The 22,257-nt window shown below is 57.9% G+C and carries 27 protein-coding genes and 1 pseudogene; 1 reads left to right on the plus strand and 27 read right to left on the minus strand.

What is annotated here, in order from left to right; genetic code table 11:
• Positions 1–103: 103 nt before the first annotated feature.
• Positions 104–307 (plus strand): hypothetical protein, encoded by a 204-nt coding sequence (locus P5540_07210; protein HRT64604.1) that lies wholly within the window; start codon positions 104–106, stop codon positions 305–307.
• On the opposite strand, the gene P5540_07215 is transcribed toward P5540_07210, so the two are convergent.
• The 27 genes and pseudogenes from P5540_07215 to P5540_07345 form a co-directional block, all read right to left on the minus strand.
• Positions 294–575 (minus strand): methyltransferase domain-containing protein, encoded by a 282-nt coding sequence (locus P5540_07215; GenBank protein ID HRT64605.1) that lies wholly within the window; start codon positions 573–575, stop codon positions 294–296. The two genes, P5540_07210 and P5540_07215, sit on opposite strands and share 14 nt — an antisense overlap.
• Before the next feature lie 129 nt (positions 576–704).
• The gene (locus P5540_07220; GenBank protein ID HRT64606.1) at positions 705–1,337 is read right to left on the minus strand and encodes a tyrosine-protein phosphatase; all 633 of its coding nucleotides are present in this window, start codon (positions 1,335–1,337) and stop codon (positions 705–707) included.
• 22 nt (positions 1,338–1,359) lie between these two features.
• Positions 1,360–2,985 carry an iron-sulfur cluster carrier protein MrpORP gene (locus tag P5540_07225; protein ID HRT64607.1) on the minus strand — a complete coding sequence of 542 codons (1,626 nt, stop codon included), beginning with the start codon at positions 2,983–2,985 and terminating at the stop codon, positions 1,360–1,362.
• 71 nt (positions 2,986–3,056) lie between these two features.
• The gene (locus P5540_07230; protein ID HRT64608.1) at positions 3,057–4,226 is read right to left on the minus strand and encodes an aminotransferase class I/II-fold pyridoxal phosphate-dependent enzyme; all 1,170 of its coding nucleotides are present in this window, start codon (positions 4,224–4,226) and stop codon (positions 3,057–3,059) included.
• A gap of 11 nt (positions 4,227–4,237) precedes the next feature.
• Positions 4,238–4,759 carry a ferritin gene (locus P5540_07235; GenBank protein HRT64609.1) on the minus strand — a complete coding sequence of 174 codons (522 nt, stop codon included), beginning with the start codon at positions 4,757–4,759 and terminating at the stop codon, positions 4,238–4,240.
• A gap of 29 nt (positions 4,760–4,788) precedes the next feature.
• Complete coding sequence (locus P5540_07240) at positions 4,789–5,697, minus strand: ATP-binding protein (protein ID HRT64610.1); 909 nt, start codon at positions 5,695–5,697, stop codon at positions 4,789–4,791.
• Positions 5,694–6,656, minus strand: coding sequence for a radical SAM protein (locus P5540_07245; GenBank protein ID HRT64611.1), 963 nt, complete (start codon positions 6,654–6,656; stop codon positions 5,694–5,696). The genes P5540_07240 and P5540_07245 overlap by 4 nt, the downstream gene beginning before the upstream one ends.
• Positions 6,653–7,519 carry an ATP-binding protein gene (locus tag P5540_07250; protein ID HRT64612.1) on the minus strand — a complete coding sequence of 289 codons (867 nt, stop codon included), beginning with the start codon at positions 7,517–7,519 and terminating at the stop codon, positions 6,653–6,655. The genes P5540_07245 and P5540_07250 overlap by 4 nt, the downstream gene beginning before the upstream one ends.
• Positions 7,516–7,749: pseudogene (locus tag P5540_07255) on the minus strand (pyruvoyl-dependent arginine decarboxylase). Before P5540_07255 ends, P5540_07250 begins: the two are co-directional and overlap by 4 nt.
• Positions 7,664–8,173 (minus strand): hypothetical protein, encoded by a 510-nt coding sequence (locus P5540_07260; GenBank protein HRT64613.1) that lies wholly within the window; start codon positions 8,171–8,173, stop codon positions 7,664–7,666. Before P5540_07260 ends, P5540_07255 begins: the two are co-directional and overlap by 86 nt.
• Positions 8,164–8,526 carry a NifB/NifX family molybdenum-iron cluster-binding protein gene (locus tag P5540_07265; GenBank protein ID HRT64614.1) on the minus strand — a complete coding sequence of 121 codons (363 nt, stop codon included), beginning with the start codon at positions 8,524–8,526 and terminating at the stop codon, positions 8,164–8,166. The genes P5540_07260 and P5540_07265 overlap by 10 nt, the downstream gene beginning before the upstream one ends.
• A 48-nt stretch (positions 8,527–8,574) precedes the next feature.
• Positions 8,575–9,279 (minus strand): peroxiredoxin, encoded by a 705-nt coding sequence (locus tag P5540_07270; protein ID HRT64615.1) that lies wholly within the window; start codon positions 9,277–9,279, stop codon positions 8,575–8,577.
• 57 nt (positions 9,280–9,336) lie between these two features.
• Entirely contained in the window at positions 9,337–9,717 is a 381-nt protein-coding gene (locus tag P5540_07275) for a CoA-binding protein (protein HRT64616.1), read from the minus strand.
• Positions 9,718–9,755: 38 nt separating this feature from the next.
• Positions 9,756–11,168, minus strand: a complete 1,413-nt coding sequence (gene hydG, locus P5540_07280; protein HRT64617.1) for a [FeFe] hydrogenase H-cluster radical SAM maturase HydG — start codon at positions 11,166–11,168, stop codon at positions 9,756–9,758.
• A 132-nt stretch (positions 11,169–11,300) separates the two neighbouring features.
• Positions 11,301–11,663, minus strand: a complete 363-nt coding sequence (locus P5540_07285; protein HRT64618.1) for a DUF5320 domain-containing protein — start codon at positions 11,661–11,663, stop codon at positions 11,301–11,303.
• A gap of 329 nt (positions 11,664–11,992) precedes the next feature.
• A complete protein-coding gene (locus P5540_07290; GenBank protein ID HRT64619.1) occupies positions 11,993–12,457 on the minus strand; it encodes a NifB/NifX family molybdenum-iron cluster-binding protein in 465 nt (154 codons plus the stop codon).
• Positions 12,458–12,589: 132 nt separating this feature from the next.
• Positions 12,590–13,984, minus strand: coding sequence for a sigma 54-interacting transcriptional regulator (locus P5540_07295; GenBank protein ID HRT64620.1), 1,395 nt, complete (start codon positions 13,982–13,984; stop codon positions 12,590–12,592).
• A gap of 222 nt (positions 13,985–14,206) precedes the next feature.
• Entirely contained in the window at positions 14,207–14,344 is a 138-nt protein-coding gene (locus P5540_07300) for a hypothetical protein (protein ID HRT64621.1), read from the minus strand.
• A gap of 303 nt (positions 14,345–14,647) precedes the next feature.
• Positions 14,648–14,980, minus strand: coding sequence for a hypothetical protein (locus P5540_07305; protein ID HRT64622.1), 333 nt, complete (start codon positions 14,978–14,980; stop codon positions 14,648–14,650).
• A 114-nt stretch (positions 14,981–15,094) separates the two neighbouring features.
• Positions 15,095–15,247 carry a hypothetical protein gene (locus tag P5540_07310; protein HRT64623.1) on the minus strand — a complete coding sequence of 51 codons (153 nt, stop codon included), beginning with the start codon at positions 15,245–15,247 and terminating at the stop codon, positions 15,095–15,097.
• Between the two features lie 174 nt (positions 15,248–15,421).
• Positions 15,422–15,844 carry a YkvA family protein gene (locus P5540_07315; protein HRT64624.1) on the minus strand — a complete coding sequence of 141 codons (423 nt, stop codon included), beginning with the start codon at positions 15,842–15,844 and terminating at the stop codon, positions 15,422–15,424.
• Positions 15,845–16,227: 383 nt separating this feature from the next.
• Positions 16,228–17,004 (minus strand): amidohydrolase family protein, encoded by a 777-nt coding sequence (locus P5540_07320; protein ID HRT64625.1) that lies wholly within the window; start codon positions 17,002–17,004, stop codon positions 16,228–16,230.
• 258 nt (positions 17,005–17,262) lie between these two features.
• Positions 17,263–18,450, minus strand: a complete 1,188-nt coding sequence (locus P5540_07325) for a DegT/DnrJ/EryC1/StrS family aminotransferase (GenBank protein HRT64626.1) — start codon at positions 18,448–18,450, stop codon at positions 17,263–17,265.
• A gap of 1 nt (position 18,451) precedes the next feature.
• Positions 18,452–19,354: an NAD(P)-dependent oxidoreductase gene (locus P5540_07330; GenBank protein HRT64627.1), complete on the minus strand. Its 903-nt coding sequence runs from the start codon at positions 19,352–19,354 to the stop codon at positions 18,452–18,454.
• 13 nt (positions 19,355–19,367) lie between these two features.
• A complete protein-coding gene (locus P5540_07335; GenBank protein HRT64628.1) occupies positions 19,368–20,078 on the minus strand; it encodes an ABC transporter ATP-binding protein in 711 nt (236 codons plus the stop codon).
• 146 nt (positions 20,079–20,224) lie between these two features.
• Positions 20,225–20,935 (minus strand): L-ribulose-5-phosphate 4-epimerase AraD, encoded by a 711-nt coding sequence (gene araD, locus P5540_07340; protein HRT64629.1) that lies wholly within the window; start codon positions 20,933–20,935, stop codon positions 20,225–20,227.
• A 15-nt stretch (positions 20,936–20,950) separates the two neighbouring features.
• Positions 20,951–22,018 (minus strand): NAD-dependent epimerase/dehydratase family protein, encoded by a 1,068-nt coding sequence (locus P5540_07345; GenBank protein ID HRT64630.1) that lies wholly within the window; start codon positions 22,016–22,018, stop codon positions 20,951–20,953.
• Between the last annotated feature and the right edge of the window lie 239 nt (positions 22,019–22,257).

A 22,257-nucleotide genomic window follows, 5' to 3' on the forward strand; every position in this document is an offset into this window, starting at 1 on the left:
GCCGTGGTACCGAGCAGGTATGCCCGGTGGTGTGAGAGGGGGAGAGGGGCAACCCTTCCCCCCTACTCGATCAATCTGAATTCGACACTAGACGCCGTGTCCCTTGACCTATGTTCCGCTGGACGCGGCTTGGGGCATGCAGAACGAGTTCATGACGATCGAGGTACGCGTGGCGGAGGCGTTTTCGTGCGCGTATGTCATCCTGGAGGAGACGCATGCGTTGCTGAAGAAGATCGCGCTGTTTCACCCGCATCCGACGCAGATCAAGCGAAGCGTCGAATCGTTGGGGGGACTCATCGCGTTATGACGTTGTCGTTTTGGTAATGTCGCACCTTGTCTTCGAGAACGTCCAGCATTCCCTGTGAGCTGTCGACACCTGTAACATGACCCCCCTGGGTTGCCAGTTGAAGCGTCAACAGACCCGTACCGCAACCAAAATCAAGCACGGCTATGCAAGGATTCAGGACAACGGTGTCGGTTATCGCCGCGAACAGATCTTTGGCCAGTTGTACCCGACGCGGTTCTTCGTCCCACGTCACTGCCTTCAAGTCAAAATGGCGTTTGCCGCTCGCCACAATCAGCGATCCTCATTTGCGCACGTGCGCCCTATCCTAAGGCGGCTCAGCCGCAATACATCAATCAAGGGCATGATTTCTTTGTCCGCAACTTCAGTGTTTCACACACAGACGTTGTGGACAAAGAAACTAACAGGCCGCGCACAAGTGACCCATTTCGGATTCAGAATCAAGGGCCTGGGAGGATTTTGGTGACGCGTATCGCGCGGGATATACCTCTCGCACCCATTGTTTGAATGGCATATTGCTGCCTTCGTAAAGATCAACCACCTGCCCGATGGGCGCGTTCTTGAACATGGGGCCGAATTGTCTGCGCGCCGTGGCGGTATCTGCGCCCTGGAGAAGCAAGTAGCAGGCGGCGGCTACGCCGGTACGATGGGTCCCGCCTTCACAATGGGCCAGAAACGGCTTTTTGCCTGACTCGATGACGGCAACGAACCTCGCAAGCGATTCCGGGTCAGGTAACCGCCCCTTCGACCAGGCAAAATCCTCATGCGCCACGCCAAGCTTCCGGCAAACCGCCACTTCATTGTCATACCATGGCGCCCCCGGATTGTGCCCCCGCAGGTTGATGACGGTCTGGATTCCGCGCTTCTTGATCGCCGCTTCCAACGCCTTCCCGCTCATCTGGCGGGAACCATAGAAGGCGCCCTTTTCGACAGTCCGAAAGTTGTGTCCTGGAAAATACATCCATAGCGGAACGGCCAAAACCAGAGCGACAGCACCAACCAAGATCGCTACGATTTTGATCGCCTTTCTCATCGATGACACTCCAGGGATAGGCTCAATGATCACAGACGTTTTCACCCGATTGCAGGGCGCCTTCAAGGTAAGCCTTCACGAGATCCTCGATGGCGTCGGCAGGAGCGCCTACCACGACTTGAATGCCTTGCTCGGCAAATAGAGACTGGGCGCGCGAACCCATTCCGCCAGCGATAATCACATTCGCGCCCTTTTCGCCCAACCAGCGCGGGAGCAGTCCAGGCTGGTGTTCGGGTGCGTCCACCATTTCCGTCTTGATAATTCGTTTTGTCGGAGGGTCCACGTCCACCAGCGCGAACTGTTCGCAATGGCCGAAGTGCATGGCCAGTCTTCCATCGGCAATTGGTAAGGCAATACGCATTGGTTTGATCTCCTCTTTTGTTTGTGTCGGCGTCTTCGCGCCGTCGAGTGCAAGAATGGGTTGAATTACACGTTCGAACGCCTTGGCGGTTTCGCTTCGGGCGTAGTGATGCACATAGGGCGCGCCGGCGTCACAGGCTTCGGCGACCTGCGGGTCCAGCGGAATGCGGCCCAGGAACGGCACGCCCATATCGTTCGCCATCCGTTCACCGCCGCCGGTCTTGAAAATATGCGTGACCTCGCTGCAATGAGGACATACAAATCCGCTCATGTTCTCGACAACGCCCAATACCGGCAGCCCCAGCTGGCGGCAGAAGCCAATGGACCTGCGGACATCGGCCACAGAGACATCCTGTGGCGTTGTTACAATCACGGCGCCGTCCGCATTCTCGATAAGTTGGCAGACGGATAGCGGCTCATCGCCTGTTCCCGGCGGCGAATCGATCACGAGGTAATCCAGTTCGCCCCAGTCGGTGTCTTTCAGGAACTGTTTGATGACACCCATCTTCATGGGCCCGCGCCAAATGACGGCGTCATCCGTGCTGCGGAGAAAGAACCCGATGGACAGCACTTTCATGTCCCCGACTTCTATCGGCAGAATAGTGCTGCCTTCGTTCATTACGGGCGCGCCTTCCAGATGCAGCATCTTAGGGATGCTGGGACCGTGGATGTCCACATCCAGCAATCCAACGTGTTTCCCTGCCAAGGACAGCGACACGGCGAGATTGACCGCAACGGTGCTCTTGCCGACGCCGCCTTTGCCGGAGAGCACGAGCACCTTGTGTTTGATTTGGCATAGCCGCCGCGCGAGTTCTTGGCGGTCCAGGTAGTCTTGTTCGCTTTCTCCCTGTCGTCGGCCCTTGGCTGAGCAACTGTCCGTGGCGCAGGACCCGCAAGAACCCGTCTTCTGTCTATCCAAGAAGTCCTGTGCGGCGGCTTTCATTACATTGGCCGCCAACAACGCGCAATGCCGGTGGTCATCTGGAAACGGTTCCAACTTGCCCACAATATCCGCCGGTTTTATTTCGAGAGCGCTTTGGATGGGCCGGCCGACAACCAACTCCGTAGCCATACTGCCGCAAGCGCGCGAAGGTTCACACCCTGTTGTGGTGAAAGTCGCGGCTCTTATCATTCCATTTTCGACACGGAGCCATATCTCCACGGTGTCGCCACAAGGTCCGGTTATGCAAGCATGCGCATTCCAGTTGTCAAGCAGCCCATAATTCCGCGGTCTTGTCGCGTGGTCGCGAGCAACCTCGGAAAAGCCTTCAGTATTCGTGCATTCCATGTGTTTCTCCAACGTTGTGAGGACGGTCCTCTTCCACTAGACATCCACGGCGAAAACCGTAAATCTGCGAACTATTCATGGGTTGCGATTCCTTCCGCAACACATGCGAGCGCCTGTTTCAGATCGGCCAAGAGCTTGTCGGGCGGCTCGATTCCTACCGACAGCCGAACGGTATTCTTCCTGACGCCGAACGTGGTTCGTCGCTCCGGCGGCAGGTAGAGCATCGTCGTCAGATGAGGGATACAGATGAGTGATTCGGTCGCGCCAAGACTCACCGCATGGTAGATCCGCTGCAGTGCGGCGATGAACCGCTTGGCGTGCTCCTCGTCTTGGCCCACATCGAAAGCGATCATTCCGCCAAAACCGCGATGCATCTGGCGAAGCGCCACGGCATGATTCGGATGACTCGCCAGCCCGGGGTATGAAACACGAGACACCTTGGGATGTTCCTCGAGGAATTCCGCTATTGCTTGGGCTCCGCGCGCCATGGCTTCTGCGCGCAATTCAAACGTCTTGAGTCCCCGATCCAGCAGAAAGGCCGAGTAAGCATCCAAGGTTGTGCCGATAGCCTGGCGGGTAAACCACAGTCTGTTGTAGTGTTCCTTTGACCCGGTGATGGCCCCAGCCATGAGGTCGTTATGTCCGCCCAAGGCCTTGGTGGCGCTATGGACAACGAGGTCGGCGCCCAGGACCAGTGGGTTTTGGTGATACGGCGTGGCAAACGTGTTGTCCACAACGACCATGGCGCCGACCGTGTCTGCGGCTTCACGCATGGCCGCCACGTCTATGATCTTGCACAGGGGATTGGTGGGTGTTTCAAGGAAGATCATCCTCGTGTTGGGTTGGATTCGGTCTCCAATCTGGTCGGCATCATCCGCATCTATCCACGTGAAGGCCACCCCGAGGCGTTCGAGAATCAAAGACACTTTGTAGTTGGCGCCATAGGTGTCATGGAAGAGAATTACATGGTCGCCTGTCTGCAGATAAGTGAGGAAGACCATAGTACAGGCGGCCATACCGGAGGTGCAGACAACACAGTCCTCGGCTTCCTCTAATGCCGCGATCTTCTTCTCGACTACCCGCACAGTTGGATTATCGTCGCGGTGGTAGGTGTAACCATCAATTTCCCCGTCCGTGATCTGCCGCAAGACCTCGAACGATGTGTATTCGTAGTTCACAGCATTCACGATGGGCGTGACCATTGGGCGATTGCCGTAAGGCGTAAGGGGATCCGGACGCATCGAGAGGCCCCTTATAGTTTGCCGGCGAGCGGCGAAGGCACGGCAAAGGTGCGCGATCCCAATCCTCCGTCCATCATGAGTAATCCGTTTCCTCCACCTTTCATCATGTGCAGTCGCGCCAGGATCTGGCTGGCATTGGCCTCTTCTTCCACTTGTTCAGTCACGAACCATTGAAGCATGGCGCGAGTCGCATGGTCGGATTCCTTGATCGCCAGATCCATTAGTTTGTTGATGGAGTCCGTAATGAACTGCTCATGGGCGAGCGTTTTCTCGAAGACGTCTACCGCCGACTTGAATGTAGTGGGCGGCGCGTCTACGGCGCCGAGTGTGACCTTGCCGCCCCTTTCACACGTGTAGTTAAAGAAGATCAGGGCGTGGCAACTTTCCTCTTGCGCCTGGAGACGCATCCATTTCGCAAACCCCGGCAGGTTTTCGCCTTCGAAATACGCCGACATGGCCATGTACAAATAGGCCGAATGAAATTCCTTGGTGATCTGGTCGTTCAAAGCCTTGAGCATTTTGTCGCTCAACATGGGGCGATTCTCCTTTCTTCTGCTAGCGGTTATACCGTATCTTTGCTAGAATCATCTGAACCCAACAGGGATTCGATGCCTATCCATAAGTCCTTGATATCGCGGCTGACGCCGTCGGATGAGAATTCCAGCACGCTCTTGCCGGCCACTTGCGCGGCCGTGACGGCCCGGTCGTATCGAATCCGTCCCAGAGGTTTGGCGCCCAGCGCCAATGCGGACGCTTCAATCGCCTCGCTCATACCGGGATTCAGGTCCCATTTGTTGATACACGCTACGGTGGGGATGTGAAAATGGCGCGCCAGTTCGGCCACGCGTTTCAGATCATGTTGGCCGCTGAGCGTAGGCTCCGTAACGATCAGGACGAGAGACGCCCCGGTAATACTGGCAATTACAGGACACCCGATGCCGGGGGGGCCATCAACCAGGACGAGATCCTTGTTCTCGTTTTGGGCAAGCCGCCTTGCCTGTTGACGGACGAGGCTGACAAGTTTCCCCGAGTTTTCCGCGGCAATACCGAGTCGCGCATGGACCATCGGGCCGTGGCGTGTGTCTGACAGGCACCATTCTCCCGCGAGACGCTCCGGGAAATCGATAGCCTTGGCAGGGCATACATCAACGCAGACGCCGCAGCCTTCGCACGCCAGCGGCTCGACGCGATAGACAATGCCCGCTTTCGCCACAACCGGTTGAATCGCCTCAAAACGACATTGGGAAAGGCAGAAGCCGCATCCCTTGCAGGTTTGAGGATTGATGGCGGCCTCGTGGCCGCAGCGAAACTCATGGCGTGACCGGACCTCGGGCTGCAGAACCAGATGCAGATCGGCGGCATCCACGTCACAATCCGCCAGAACCTTATTGGATGCCAGGGAAGCGAACGCTGCAACCACGCTTGTCTTGCCTGTTCCGCCTTTTCCGCTAATAACCACGAGCTCTTTCATGAGATTACTTCCTCGTTGGCGTCATGGACATATTCAAAGAAGACGCCGCTAGCGAAACGCCTTTGGACTATCTTGCCCTGACCAATAAGGCCCTCGACGAGTTTTATGGTTTCGATTTGCCGCAGGCCAAGGCTCGCAGCGATTTCCTGGAGCGAGCATGGACGCCTCACGATAAGGTCAAGTACGCGAAGGGCGTCGGGTGCGGCATCGGCCTTTGGCGCGGCGCCGCGATAATCGGCGATTACCTCCGCATGCGGCTCGAATAATATCGCGAGCTGTGCGAGTTGTTCCCGAGGAACCGGGAGCGCAAAAGGCTCCGATGGCGGGCGCACAACCGTGTTCAACTGAATGCGATCCGGACGAATGCGCCGGGCCCATTCAGCCATTTCCCGCACTTCGGAATCGCCGGAAGTGACGCCGGCCATGAGCATCACTTCAAGCCAAATGGCATTCGAAAAGGACTGCCGGAACGCGATGAGGCCGGTAACCATCTGCTCAAACGAAATCCCCGTTACAGGACGATCGATGTACTCGAATAATTGGGCATTCCCGGCATCCAGGGATGGTAAAACGACGTCGGCCTCATGCAACGCATCTCGAACCGGTCTGTCCCAAAGCAGCGAGCCGTTTGTGATGACGGCCAAGGGAACCTTCGTCAAAGATTTGATTCTCGAAACGATATAGCCGAGCCTTGCGTGTAAGGTAGGCTCGCCTGCACCGGACAGTGTGATGTAGTCCGGCGCGGCATGCTCCACGAGATATTTCCCCAGTTCGTCCAGGATCTCGTCTGCCGGTACATATTCCTTTCGACAGGCCGTGTGGTCAGTGGTCCGGCCTTGTTCGCAGTACACGCAATCATAGGTACAGGTCTTGAACGGCATCAGGTCAACGCCCAAAGAGCGTCCCAGCCGCCGGGAAAGCACCGGACCGAAAATGTGTCTGTACTTGTGTTTTGTCATAGCACCGATGCTTCTTTCATCCCATTCTTGGCGATCAGTTCCCGTATGTGTTGACAGAGACCCGTGAAAAGCTCCCGCATTTCGGGAACGGCATCAATTGCGTTTTCTCCGCGTGAGTAAGCCTCCGCTATACGACGGTCATCCGGGATCTCCAGAAGAACAGGAATACACTCTTGCTTGCAGTACGATGTCACGCGTTCATCTCCGACGTCGCAACGGTTCACGACGACGCCGAAGGGGATTCCGACTTGGCGGACAGTCTCCACGGCGAGTCTCAGATCATGTAGTCCGAAGGGCGTTGGTTCGGTGACGAGGACGACAACGTCCGTGTCCTTAATGGCCGCAATGACCGGGCATGAGGTACCGGGTGGCGCATCAATGATGACTATCCCGTTGGCAGGAGCCGCGGCCTTGGTTGCCCGAATGAGTGGGGGCGACATTGCCGCGCCAACCTTGAGACGGCCCTGTACGAACGCCACGCCGTTTGCGTAACCTGTTTCGACTACGCCGATAGCGTGATCGGTCTCGGATATGGCGCGCGCGGCACATGCCATCCTACAGCCGCCGCAGCCGTGGCATAGTTCCGCAAACACCAGCACTTTGCCTTTTACACACGCGATGGCGTTGTAGCGGCACACTTCCGCGCATCGACCGCACCCCGTGCATTTCTCCTTGTCTACGACGGGGACGGGAATTCCTACACTCTTGACGGTTTCTATGTTGGGCTTCAGGAAGATGTGGCCGTTGGGCTCCTCCACGTCGCAGTCGACATACGTGACGGGACCTTCCGTCACGCCCGCCAAATTCACGGCGATCGTTGTCTTTCCCGTGCCGCCTTTTCCTGAAGCAATAGCGATTCTCATAGTATTTTCTGCTCCGCGTTAGGGGGAATCAGGACCGCCGCTGAAATCACCGTGGTCCAGCGTCCGTCCTTGTCGCCGAGGGCCGACTGTGTGATGCTGGTCGTCCGGACGAACTTGCCGCTGATGCGCCAAATCTCGCGCTTTTCATCCCAGCTCTTGTCCGGATCGAACTCGACGCCCAACACGGTCGCCAACATCTCGGCCGCCAAGTCTTCCGCGTCCTTCGCGGCTTTTGAGGTTCAGGAAGATGCTTCCCAGTCCAAGCCCATAAGCCCGGCTTTGCGACCAGTCATATCCGTCGATATATTTCGCCTCGTTGAAAGCTGTTTCCGCATTCGTTTGGCCGGCGACCGCGAGATACCCGTTGCTGGACAGCAATCGCTGGTAATTGCCCTTGTTCTGCAACGCGAGCAGGTTTGGCAACGCGCCGGACTTGAGCATGCCGTCAATGAGGGTGGGTTCAACCCCGTCGAAACCCAAAATCACGACCCTCCCGCGCTGGGCCCTCCCGCCAATGTCCGAGGCAGCGGCAAATGTTCGCTTCTGTTTTCCAGCAACACCGGCAATGGCCAGAGGCGCCAATACCGAGGATGTCCGCGCCAGAAACGAACGCCGGGTGATGCGGCTGGTTGTCCTGTGCTCTTTCAAGCCCAATGCCCTTCGACGTTTGGCGCATCGGCTGGGACGAGCGTACCCGACTTAAATGCTTCAATGGCTTCGGCAACTGTACCTTGTCCACCGACAATCACCTTGATGCCTGCGGCGGAGAGGGTTCTGAACGCCTTCGGCCCACAGTTTCCCGTGATGACGACGTCCGCGCCAAGGCGAGATACGGTTTCGGCGGACTGAATGCCCGCGCCTTGGGCTGCGCTCAAGTTCTGCACGTTGTCATGCGCCTGAAAGGCGCCGCTCTCGGAATCGACGGCAATGAAGAACGCAGCGCGTCCGAAGCGGGGATCAACTTGCGCGTCAAGCGTCTTGCCCGATGCAGAAACAACGATAATCATTTTCTTCTCCAAGTGGTTGACTGCAAAGTTGGGAGATAGATGGCTCACTTATTTGTGTGGGCATTTCTTCTTGCACAGAGACGGACACTTCTTCAGGACCATGAACCAGTCAAGAACCTTTGTATCGGCGTCGGGCTTCTCTACGCGTTCCTTGGCCGTGCCACACGAGCCGGGTGGCGGGACGATCACGTCGTCGCCGGGTTGCCAGTTCGCGGGCGTGGCGATTTCGTACTTGTCCGAGTGTTGCATGGCGACCAGAAGTCGCTTGATCTCCTGCATGTTGCGCCCGTTGCTGAGCGGGTAGTAGAAGAGCGCCCGGACGATGCCTTTCGGGTCGATGATGAAGACCGCGCGCACGGCCTGCGTATTGCTCGCACCGGGTTGCAGCATCCCGAATTTTCGCGAGACTTCCATCGTAAGGTCGCTGATGACGGGGAACATGACCTCGACGCCCTTCATGCCGTTGTACTCGATCTTCTCCTTGATCGTTCTAAGCCACGCGATATGGCTGTACGTGCTGTCGATGGACAATCCCAGAAGTTCACAGTTCAGGTCCTTGAACTCCTGCGCCATCGAGGCAAACGTCATGAACTCCGTGGTGCACACGGGCGTGAAGTCCGCCGGGTGCGAGAAGAAGACAACCCATTTCCCCTTGTAGCACTTGGGGAAGTCGATCTCCCCTTGGGTGGTCTCCGCTTTGAACGAAGGCGCTTGTTCACCTATGAGGGGGAGGCGTTCAATCTGCTGTTCCATGATGTGTTCCTTTCGTTTGGTTTAGAAACGGGCTTCTTCGAAAACTGCAAACACGGACTACTTGTCCGGAAACATGTCCGGCCGCAAACCGATATTCACAATGCTGCACGCCTGGATAGGATGCAGTCCGAGGGCCTCGGCTTCTCTGACAAGGTCAGCGTCTTCCGAGCCGGGGTTGAGGAAGAACTCCTGCGGCGCCTTCGCCGCAATGGCCGCCAGCATGGCCTTGCCCACCTTCGGGGGCACGTACATGGAGATGCGGTCAATGGGGCCTGGAATATCGGCAATCGAGGCATAAGTCCGCAAACCCTCCACCTCCGGAACGCTCGGGTTCACGGGATAGACGGTCCACCCGCCTTGTTTGAATGCACGCACGGCTTTGTTGCCGTACTTGCTACGGTCTGCCGAAGCACCAACGATGGCGATAGTCTTACTCATGATCAGGTCTCCAATGGACAATGGAACAGCGACTCAATTCAGAAATAGAGATCACGTTGGTCAGTCTCTGCAATACAACGTAAGCGCCTTAGTAATTCCGCCTTCTGGGGTGTCTCGGCAAGTTTCCGGATCTCGCGCGTAATCGCGCGTTCTCCAGCCTCGCGGGTCTCCGGTGTGGCATAATCCACGAGATACTCCGTCAGGGTGGTTATAGCATTCGGCGTACAGAAGTTTTGAATGAACCCCGGTATGGCGAACTCCATGAAGTGCTTGCCGGTGCGTCCCAAACGATAGCACGCGGTGCAAAAACTGGGGAGGTACCCGTCCTGGAGTAGTTCGCGCATGACTTCATCGAGAGAGCGAATATCGCCGAGCAAGAACTGCTCGCGTTCCATGATCTGGGCATCGCCCACTTCCGTGTATCCACCCAACTCGACCCGGCTTCCGGCATCGATCTGCGAGACGCCGAACGCCATTACTTCGCGCCGCAACTCAGGCTTCTCTCGCGCTGTCAAAATCATGCCTGTGTACGGCACAGACAACCGCAGAATGGCGACCAAGCGTTTGAAGTCGCGATCGCTAACAAGATAAGGCCATTCCGTGTCCACGCCATGCGCCGGACGCAGCCTGGGGAAACTGATCGTATGGCATCCGACACCGTACGTCCGCTGAAGGTGCAACGCGTGACTCACCAACCCCAAGACTTCGAACTTCCAGTCGTAGAGACCAAACAACGCCCCCAGACCAACATCGTCGCAACCCGCTTCGAATGCGCGTGAAAGACCGTCGAGCCGCCAAAGATAGTCGCTCTTGCGTGTTCCTTTCGGATGCATCTGGGCGTAGGTCTCGTGGTGATAGGTTTCCTGGAAGATCTGGTACGTACCGATCCCCGCCGCCTTTAGTTTCCGATACCCTTCGTGGTCCAGCGGCGCCGCGTTGATGTTGACCCGACGGATTTCCCCATGTCCAACCTTGAAACGGTAGGTCGTTCGTACACAATCCGCCATAAAATCGGCGTCGTATTTCGGGTGTTCGCCAAAAACGAGAATGAGCCGTTTGTGCCCCTTGTTCTCTAATGCCCGGAGTTGATCTTCAAGTTCCTGCGTGCGCAACGTACGGCGCACAACGCCTGTGTTGGAACGGCGAAAGGCGCAGTACCGGCAGTCGTTAATGCACTCGTTTCCGATATAGAGCGGCGCGAATAGGACAATTCGGTTTCCGTATACTCGTTTCTTCAGGTCGCGCGCGGCTTCGAAAATCTCCTCGACAAGGTCCGGATCGTCTGCCGCTAATAGCGTTGCCGTTTCCTCGACTTGCAGGGGTTCTTTGGCAAGGCTTTTGGCAATGACCTCGCGTACACGCGGAGGATCCGGCGAAGCGCACTTGAGCACGGAACTCAAGTGTTCGTCATTGATAAAGTCTACGGCGTGCTTGCTAAGACTGCTATTCATCGCCCTCGCCATAACTCGCTTCTCAACACTCCCTCTCCCGGTCCCTTGAGGCCCCACCCTTAAGGGATGGGGCGGACGATTTGGAGAGGAGGGTTGGAAGGAGACACACACTTCCTCTATGGGTTAGACCGCCTACGGCTTCACGGCATCCGCGTTGGCCGCCAACGCGTCGAGCCGCTGCCGAACCGCGTCAAGTTGCTGTTGGAGTATCTCTGCCTGACTCTGCAACATGCTGCGTTCGGCATCGCTGGGCGACATGGCCGGAGCGGTCTGCATGCCCCAACCGAATCGCATCCAACCCGGCAGGCCGGTAGCGCGATACCAGTGCCGCCAGCCGCGGCCACCGCCGCCACCACGCCCAAATCCACGATTCCAGTAACCTCGTCCCGGAACCGGGTTCGCATATCCCGGCATATTGGAACCTACACAAAATCCTGCACCGCGTCCTGTCATCGGACCCGCTCCCAGCGGGCCTGTTCCGTCTCCACCTGGCATGTCTGATCTCCTTTTTTGCGAGTGTTTTCCGTATGCAACCCGTCCTTCAACCGTATCCAGAATCAATCCCGCCGCATGGCCGTGCCGCACTTCGGACACATGACCTGTGTACATGGCACGCCGCGTTCATGAGGTTGGGAGAATCCGCATTTTGGACAAACGCACATCCCATCAGGACCTGCTGCCGCGCCGCCTTGTCGGCCGCGCCACCCACGTCCTTGACCTCCACGAGCACCACCTTGTCCCTGACCCGCGCCGGTCCCGGGACCTCCTTTTCCCCTTCCTCTTCCAAATCCAAACATCATTCTAACTCCTTTTAATTCTGTGACTTACGATGCCCTTCGCGGGTTCTCCTCCGCACAGACGCCACGCCGCGCGCGAAAACGACGTCCGCGTCCGCAGCCGCATCCCGGCATGGTAAACGCGGTGTCCGGTATCTTGCCTGCAATCACCGCGTCCAGAACCTCTCCGAGTTCGCCAGACACAAATGGAATCAACCGTATGCCGCTGGAAGAAACCAAGTTGGCCAGCGGCCGGGATACCGCCCCGCAAACCAGGACTTCCACTCCCAGGGCGCGAAGTTGGGTAATCTTCCTCTGCGGCGACTCTTCCGAAAGTATTTCGTCGCGCTGGGCAGTTGTCGCTCCGTTTTCGATATTGGCAATCACAACAGAACGGGCCGTGTCGAGAACCGGAGATATCCGGCCTTCCCAAACGGTCAGTGCAACTTTCATCACCTGCTCCTTAGCCAACTCTTCATGCGTGTGAGAATGCAGGAAGAATGCCAAGTGCAACAGACGGGGCGTTTCCATTTATAAGATATTGTTAGTAAATATCTTATAGCATATTATGCGCAGAGATTTCTGTCCTCGATACAGTCGCGATTTTGCGACTAAAAGCAGAAACAGAGTCGCGTTTATGCCACTCTATTTATGGTTGGCCCGCTTGGTCCGCCCATCCTCTTGAGGAAGAGAGAGTCCTAAGGCACGGACCTTTCGGAAGAGAGTGCTCTTATGCATGCCCAGCAGTTTCGCCGCCTCATTGCGGTTTCCGTCACATCGTTTCAAGGCGTCCAAAATGGCTTGGGTTTCCGCTGTCTTGACCGTGGAGTCGAGGCCCGTTGCCTCAAGTTGAGACCTTGCCAAACGTTTCGTGGCCAGCGAATCGGGCAGGCAACGAACGCCGATGGTGGCGCCCGGACAGATCACGAAGGCGTGTTCAATGATATTCTCCAGTTCGCGGACGTTGCCGGGATAATCATGCGCCATGAGAAGCGCCATGGCCTCCGCCGATACACCCGCTATCGCTCGCCCCTGTGTCTGATTAAAGCGGCGAATGAAGCGTTCCACGAGGAGGGGAATATCCTCCTTGCGCTCGCGGAGCGGAGGCAATTCGAGACGCACGACGTTGATCCGGTAGTACAGGTCCTGACGGAACAGACCTTCCTTCACGAGTTCCGCCAGGTTCTTGTTGGTGGCTGCAATGACACGGACGTTTGTCTTCACGGATTGAGTTCCGCCAAGCGGCTCATACATTTTCTCCTGAAGCACGCGCAGAAGCCGAACCTGCAACGCGGCGCTCACGTCCCCGATCTCGTCGAGAAACAGCGTGCCGCCCTCCGCGCGAGCAAAGCGTCCGGGTTTGTCCTTATCCGCCCCGGTAAAGGCGCCCGACTTGTACCCGAACAACTCCGATTCGAGCAGGGTATCTGGAAGGGCGCCGCAATTGATCGCCACGAAAGGCCGGTTCTTTCGCGGACTCAGATTGTGAAGCGCTCGGGCAAGGAGTTCCTTGCCAGTTCCCGTTTCCCCTTCAATAACAACCGCCGCGTCGCTTGAAGCCACTTGCGGCAGGACATCAAACAACTTCTGCATCGAGGCGCTTCGGCTCACCATATCGCCGACCTCATAGCGCTGTTCGATTTCCTTGCGTAGCTCTTCCACAAGACTCAGATCGCGAAAGGTTTCGACACCGCCGACGATGTCCCCCTGCGTGTCCCGCAGCAGCGCAGTCGAAACGCTGATGGGAATGCGCCGTCCGTTGGCGTCAACGATAAAGGCGGACTTGTTGATAATCGGCTTGCCCGAATCCATGGTCTGGCGCAGGGCGCATTCGGTTTCGCACATGCTTGCGCGGAAGACCTCGCAGCACCGCCGTCCAATCGCTTCCGCGCGGGGAATGCCCGTGATCTCTTCCGCAGCCCGGTTGAACGAGGTTACCCGCCAGTCGTGGTCCACCGTAAACACGCCATCCGAGATGCTCTCCAAGATGGTCTGTGTGCTTTCCGGCGGCAACGCGCCTTTTTTTCTGTTCTTCTTCATGTTGTCATCAGAGTAGAGGCTTGTCCGTATGCGCTTCAAGTGCGCCAAGCAGCGCCAGACTCCGAGCTTTGAACTCGGTGATCAGCATGGCTTGGGACGTGCTCGAGACGTCCTTTGCGTGCTTCGTATGGACGGCAATAGTCGTCGTCTGATTTCCAAACCCAGCAACCGGCACAACGGAAGCGTTCTTGACAGGCTGTACAGCCTGTCCCACGGGTGTTTTTACCGAAATAGCATGACGAGGAGGCCGAGCAGGTATACTGCGAGCACGATCAGGCCTATGGGGATCAGCAATACGAGGTAGAACAGGAGGCTGATCATCAGGATGCCAAGATAGTAGCAACCGGCCAGGATGGGCATGTCGGGATCTCCAAGTAAGACGGAAGGTTGAAGGTATCTTGCGTCACTTTGCGATCTTTTCGGTGGAGTTTCCGCTTGATTCCCTTTTCGTTCGTTTCGACTTGCAATAGACCGAAAAATACAATAACGCAGAGGCGCGGCGGGCGCAAGGAAATGTTGCCCTATGCGTCATTGCGGCTTTGCCGTAAGGTCAATAGTTTCTTTGTCCACAACTTCTGTGTGTGAAACACATAAGTTGCGGACAAAGAAATCGTGCCCTTGATTGATGTATTGCGGCCGAGCCGCCTTGGGAACCAATGGCAATCATCCGCGCGGCCATTCGCGGTCGTCGTACCGTCGTCGCGATGTGCAAGACATGAGCAAAAGCAGGGCGTCTTCGAGGGTCTCGGTCAGCCGATTTTTGAACCGGCGCTTGAATTCCGGGCAGTCCTTGTCGGGATTGATCACGGCGCAGAGTCCCGGCGCCAATTCGAGACGCTGCGTGTCGCCGTCGTCGCGGCATCGTTGCGACAGGCGACGGAGGCACACAAGGTCCGCCTTCCACCGGCACGAGTGGCGGCACCGTTCGCATTGCCGCTGCTTCCGGGCCCGTTGGGCCAAGGCCAGTTGGGTCACAAAATCGGGTTTTTCGAACATGGACTTATTGCTCCTCTTTGGCGCCCCAACGGGGCCAGATTTGTCATAGGGCTGCGTCCGCCCGGGAGTGTACGGGCGGACGCATGGCGTTGGGGCTTCCCCCGCCCCACCGAATCATTCCGTCGCGCAGGCGGTGGACAACTCGCCGTCGCCGGATTCCCCGGGCAGCTCGTCCGTGTCCGCGTCGTCGCTGAGCATTGCGCAACCGAACAGCACCAGCACGGTCGTCGCCGCGCCCACGCAAATTCCCGCCAAAAAATCTTTCATCGTTCGATCCTCCATTGGTTTGTTTCGAATTACGTTCTCGGAGGAACTTCTTCTTGCGGAAGAAGAAGTTCCCCCGCACCCCCTCAAGAAGAACGAGAATTCCGTTTCTTCTGGAAGGGTTTGGGAAACCTTATTCTTTTTGCAAAAAAAAGATTCCACAAGAGTCTTCAATTGTCAGTTGCAGCACACGTCTATGGTGTTGTCTTCGCGGGACCGCCACGCGCGGTACACCTCCAATTCCTCGTGGACTTTTTTGATGACGTACCCAATGACGGTCGCGTCGTCCAGATAACCGCCGACGGGTATCCAGTCGGGTAGCGCGTCGAGCGGCATGACGAAGTACGCGACGGCGAACGCGATCATGCACAGGGTCTGCCACGGCACGCCCCGGTATTCGCCCCGCCCATAATCCGCGAGCATGCGGAGCATGAGGCCCAGGTCCTCCCAGAGCCGCTGCAGTCCCGATGGAATCCGTCCGACCAGCGACTCCATTTTTCGGACGCCCCGGCCCGTTACATCGTTTATTTCCTCCTCGTCCGCCACTTGCTGAAACGCCCGCATCAACCGCTCTATCCAGGAACCTTCCTCGTTTATCATGGCTTTTTCCTCTTCTTTTTTTCACGAAATTTACCTCGTCATCGTTCCAGAATGCGGAATGATAGCGCCTTTTTTGATTTTTTTTGCATCGTCGCCCCTCGGCCGTGCATCCATTTTGACGCTTTCCTTTCCTGTGATATTCAAAAGCGCCGCAATCGCCCGGCATTCAGAATCGTTTTTTTTGCCGGCGATGGGGCCGGCAATGCGAGGGCGCTTGTAGACAAAACGTCTCTCGTCGTTTCTGGGTATCCACGGTCAAAGCCGCCTTTACATTTCATCGTTTTCAGGCGTTAAGATGAAAGCACAAGGGCGGAAATGACCGGGACTTTGTCGGCAAAAGAATAAAACGAAGACATTTGTATTATCAGTAAAATATTTCTTACTCAAATAGTCTCAGAAAGCAGCCGTCGCAGATTGCCGCCGCCGATGGCGGTCTTGGCGTCTGCCGGAATGCCCGCAGCATCAATGGCGTGACGCGATGCGCCCGCACAGAAGAACGGCATCCGCGATCCGAAGATCAGACGGCCCGGCCCGAAGCGTTCGCACACGTCTTGAATGCCGCAGTGCTGCTCGAGCCCCGACGTCTCGACGTAAAGATGCCTGTAGGCCTTCAATCGCGGATACAGATCGCGGTTGATGCGATACGTCACGTTCAACATGACGAGACGCAAGTCCGGATGGCGCTGCAGTATCGCATCCACATTTTCCCAGGTTATCGAGGACTGTTCGATAAGCAGCAGGTATCGGTGGCGTTCGATCCATGCGAATAGTTCACCGCAGACCACCGGCGCCAGGCTGTATTGATGCGCGCCCGCCTCCGGCGCCATGCGCACCGCGCGGACGTTTGCCGCGCGCATGTCTTCCGCAAGCCTGTCGAGCGGCGGCAATTCATCCGTATGCGGCGGCAAAAGCATCCAGCACGGATGCAGCCGTTCCGACGCCGTGCACGCTTCGGCGGCCAGCGCGTTTCCGCGCGCCGGCGAATTCCGGCGTGCCATCGCGTGATACACCAGCGACTCCGCGATGCCGTAGCGATCCATCTCGGCCAGCAGTTTCGGGGCATCCAGCACGCCGCCCGGCATCGGCGGCTTTACTTTGCCCAACGTCACGTTGCAGTCGAAGAAAGGCTGAAGGCATTCATTCTCGGTGGTCGTAAACATCCTTGATACCGCTCACTGTAGACATCCGCCAGCCGGCGGATCATCTTTTGACGTGAGTATCACCCACAACCCAATTTCTCTTCGTGCTCATGCTCGTGCTCGTCATCGTAATCGCACTCGCTAAATTACTGAAGTTCAATTGATTGGGCAAGTTGTCCAAGAATTTCTTGTTGTTTTTTTATCGAAGCCTGATTTAAGGTGCTTTACGTTTTCGGCTTTGAGCACGAGTATAGGACTGTCGCCCCACGTGACGAAAGGTCACTTGCCAAGCGCCCGGATGCTTGCGACGAGGTATTCGAGCGCTTCCGGCGTCTGGCGCGGATGCAGGGGCAGGGTAACGAGGCGCTCGGCGGCGGCCTCTGCAACGGGGTACATGCCGCGCGTGAAACCGCGCTTCTGGAAGGCCTGCGTCCAGTTGAGGGGGTTGTAGTGCGTGCCGACCTTGATGCCGTATTCGTTGAGCATGGCAAGAATGAAATCGTCTTTGTCCATACCGAACTCTTCAGCGTCGATCTGGACCGGATAAAGATGAAAGACATGCTTGCATTCCGGTTGGACCACGGGCAGCACAAGGCCGGGGACGTCGCTCAAGTGTTCGGTGAGATAGGCGGCGTTTTGGATGCGGCGGGCGTTGAGTTCGTCGAGTTTCTTGAGTTGGACGCGGCCGACGGCGGCCTGGATGTCGGTCATGCGGAAGTTGTAGCCGCAGTCGTCGAAATCCTGCCACCAGAAGCGCTTGCCCATCGGAAACTTCGTCTCGTCGATCGAACAATATTTTGTGCTCTTGCCGTACACACGGGCGCAATGCGAGCGATACAGCGCGATGCGTTCGAAAAGCGCCTCATCGTTCGTCAGGACGATGCCGCCTTCGCCGAGCGTCGAGATATTCTTCTGCTCGTGGAAACTGAAACATCCCGTGGCGCCCATCGAACCGGCCATGCGGTCCTTGTAGCGCGCGCCGAGCGCATGGCACGCGTCCTCGACGACGGCGAAACCGTGTTCGTTGGCCAACGCGAGAATCGCGTCCATGTCCGCGCACTGGCCATAGAGATGGACCGGCAGGACGGCCTTCGTGTTCGGCGTGATGGCTTCGGCCAGCCGGTTCGGATCGAGGTTGTAGGTTTTTGGATCGACGTCAACGAAAACGACTTCGGCGCCGAGCGTCGCCGCGGCCGCCGCCGTCGCGATCCACGTGAGCGGCGTCGTAATGACCCGGTCGCCCGGCTTGATGTCGAGGGCAACGAGCGACAGAAACAGGGCCGCGGTGCCGTTCGAGCAGCAACGGGCCTGTTTCACGCCGCAGTATTCCGCGAATTCGCGCTCGAACGCGATGCACTCGTCGCCGCTCGTGGGTGCGTTCCTGCTCAGCACATGCAGCATCGCCTCGGCTTCCTCGGGACCGTACTCGCTTCCAAACTTGATTTCGAGATCGTGCTTTATAGCCATGTTATTTTGCCTTTCCTTGCGAGAGGACCAGCGCAAGTCCGTCTTCGACGCCCAGCATAGGCGTACGGAGCAGCGTTCTTGCCTTTCGATTGCACAACGACGCATCCAGCGGACGCGGCGCGCGGCCGGGAATCCAGTCGGGATTTCGCGCGACGATCCGATCCGGCGGATACCCCAGTTGGATGGCGATGCGCCGCACCATTTCATGACGGTTGAGGATATCATTTCCCGCGAGATGGAGGTAACCGCTGAAATCGTTTTCCGCAAGTTCAAGCAGCGCGCGGGCCAGCGTGACGACGTCAATGGTGCTCCGAATTTCGTTGTCCGGCACGTATAACGTTTCCCCTTTTTCAAGCGCCGGGATCATCCGCGACAAGAACGAATTGCCCACGCCGAGCATCGGCAGGCCCATCACGACCGAAGGCCTCGCGATCACCCAGTTCCCCGGCATGGAGGCCACAACACGTTCCGCTTCCACTTTCGTTTCCGCGTACACGTTCAACGGATTGGGCGGATCCTCCTCCGTGTAACGGCCCTTGACGCCGTCGAAAACGTTGTCCGTCGAAATGTAAACCATGCGCGCGTCGCGCCGCACGCACCATTCCGCGATCCTGTCCACGACCGCCACATTGATCCGCCGCGCTTCGTCGGGATGGGCCTCGCAGTAGTCAATGTTGGCCATGGCCGCGGCATGCACGATTGCATCCGGACCTGTCTTGTCCAGCAGGGCATCCAAACGCCGGCCATCGGTCAAATCCAACACGTGCCAGGCAAGTCCGTCTCGTTGCGCAAGCGGTTCTCCCCGCGAGGCCGCATGGAGGTCCCATTCGCCGCCGGCCTGATACACAATCGCGCCGCCCACAAATCCCCCGCAACCCGTAACCAGCAACCGTTTGCGCACCACGTGCCGTCTCCCATCAACCGGCGGACGGCTGCGCGTCTGCATCGTCGCCGGCATCAACGTCTTCGGGGTTGGACACGATGCAGCCGGAACGCAGATGAATGGTTCGGCAGGCATGCCGGGCCGCACGCGCGTCGTGGGTAACCAACAGGACCGTCCCGCCCTCTCGCGCGAATTCGGTGAGATGGGCAAGAACGATGCCGGCGTTTTCCTCGTCCAGATTGCCCGTGGGCTCGTCGGCCAGAAGGGCCTTCGGGTGGTTCAGCAGGGCACGCGCAAGGGCCACCCGCTGGCGTTCGCCGGTGCTCAATTCAGCGGGAACGTGCCGGGCGCGCCGCGACAACTGAAAGCGGTCCATCAACGCGCGCGCGCGTGCGCGGGCATCCCCGGACGAAGCCGCCATCGAAGGGATCAGGATGTTGTCCTCAACGCTGAGATACGGCACGAGGTGAAATTGCTGGAACACGAAACCGATGGTTGCCGCGCGAAAACGGGCGCGGTCTTCCGGAGAAAGCGCATAGGGTTCGCGGCCATTGACGACGACCTTCCCCGATGTCGGGGCAAGCAGCCCTCCCGCGACAAGCAAAAGCGTGGTTTTGCCACATCCGCTGGGACCCTGAACGGCGACGAACTCGCCCGCATGGGCCTGCAACGAAACGCCGTCAAGGGCGGTTACCGCATCGCCACGGCCCGCATACATTTTGGATACCCGATCAATTTGTATCATACGGAATGGTCCCAAGCACACGTGCATATACGATAAACACAAACTCGCCGTACCGCAAGGAATTCCATTTTCACCTCTTTACGTTGCGTTCTTTGCCGGCGATTTGGACAAGGGCGATCCCATTTCCATGAGTACGCAACGCCGGACTACCGGCGCCGTTCCGATGGTTGCTTTTGGCCGTAGTAGGCGCCGGGCCCGTGCTTGCGCAAGAAATGCTTGTCGAGCAGATACGGCGGGATGGGCGGCTGTTTGGGCGAAAGCGCAAGCGTATCGAGCGCCATGTGCGCCAATTCTTCGAGGATATACGCGTTTTCGACGGCGTTTTCGACGGATTTTCCCCACGCGAAAGGACCGTGGTCGGCGGCCAGCACGGCCGGGAACCGCATCGGATCGAGCGTGGCGAACCGGCGCACAATCACTTCGCCGATGTGGCGTTCGTAATCTTCTGCGACTTCTTCCCGGGTAAGAGGGTCGGCCACCGGAATCTCGCCATGGGCAAAATCGGCGTGCGTTGTGCCAAGACACGGAATCGGGCGGCCCGCCTGCGCCCAGCAGGTCGCGTAATGCGAGTGCGTGTGCGCGATGCCGCCTATCGCCGGCCATGCGCGGTACAGGGCCAGATGCGAGGGCGTATCCACGGACGGCATGCAATCGCCCTCGACGATGCGTCCATCCAGAGCGACCACGGCCATGTCTTCGGGGCGCATGGTTTCATACGGCACGCCGCTCGGCTTGATTACGACCAGTCCCCGCCCGCGATCGATTGCGCTGGCATTGCCCCACGTCAACAACACGAGTCCCTTGCGGACCAGTTCAAGGTTGGCTTCGCAGACGGCATGTTTCAGTTCTTCGAGCATTTGCCCCATCCAGGATTATTGGCCAAGAATCGGTTTCAGCGCTTCCTCGTTTTCGACCATCCACGCGTGGATGTCCTCGAAAATCCGCGCAACGTCCCGCGTGGGCAGCCAGCCCGTAGTCTGATGCACGCGCGTGTTGTCGGTGATGTAGATGCGGATGTCCGCCGGGCGGTTGTCGGGATCGTGGCCGATGGGAATGGTCTTGCCCGTAATCTGCCGGCAGAACGACGTCATTTCGCACAGCGAGGCGCTGACGTCCAATCCGCCCCCGACGTTGAAGATTCGCCCGTTGAGCGTGTCGAGATGGCGGATCTCGTAATCCACCAAATCGAGCAGATCATCAATGTGGAGCATGTCGCGGACCTGTTTGCCGTTGCCGCCGAATCCGATGTACTTGAGCGCGCCGCCGTAGACGTGCCGCGCCATCCAGAGGACGACGACGCCCTGATCGGTCTTGCCCATCTGCCACGGACCGGTCAAAACCCCGCAGCGATTCACCACGGCCCGCAACCCATACATGTCCACATATTCCTGCAGAATCAACTCGGAGCATAATTTCGTCGCGCCGTACATCGAGCGAGGCCCGTCGAGCGGGAAGTCTTCCGCGATACCGCGCGCGGAGGCGCCCGCGAGGCATTGATGTTCGTCGAGATCGAACCGCGTTTCATTTTCTCGATATTGCAGGGCGTTGACGGCGCCGTGCGGATAGACCCGGCTCGTCGAAAGAAAGATCACGGCCGCCTCGTGCCGTCGCGCGAGTTCGAGACAGTTGATCGTGCCGGAGAGATTCGTGTTGACCACATAGCGCGGCGAACCGCCGAAACCGGCCAGGACCGACGGCTCCGCGCTGCATTCCAGAATCAGGTCAACCGGTCCCACGGCATCAAGATCCTCGGCATTGCGGATGTCGCCATGGACGAACTCGATGCCGCTGGCGCGCAACCGGTTCAGGTTCAATTCGGAACCGCGCCGTTTCAGATTATCCAGCGCGACAACCCGCACGCCTTCCATCCGTTCGCGCAGACCCATTGCCAGGCGTGAACCGACAAATCCCGCGCCGCCGGTAACCAGAATGTTTTTCATGTTGTCTCCTTGTTGACCTCGGAACAAAAGCCGCGAAATAAATGGCCCGAAGATGTCGGTTGAGAGCACCGTGTTCTTGCTTGTATTCACCTATCCTGAAGGCCCATGGGAAATCTTTTGGGGGCGGAACGCTGGACAGACTGTCCAGTCTGTCTTATCCAACGCCACGATATGTCCGTGGACGGACAGGCTGGACAGCCTGTCCCACACACTCGCCCTCATTACTGCTCCTGTTGGGG

The organism is Candidatus Hydrogenedentota bacterium (genome assembly GCA_035450225.1).
Lineage (GTDB): Bacteria > Hydrogenedentota > Hydrogenedentia > Hydrogenedentales > SLHB01 > DSVR01.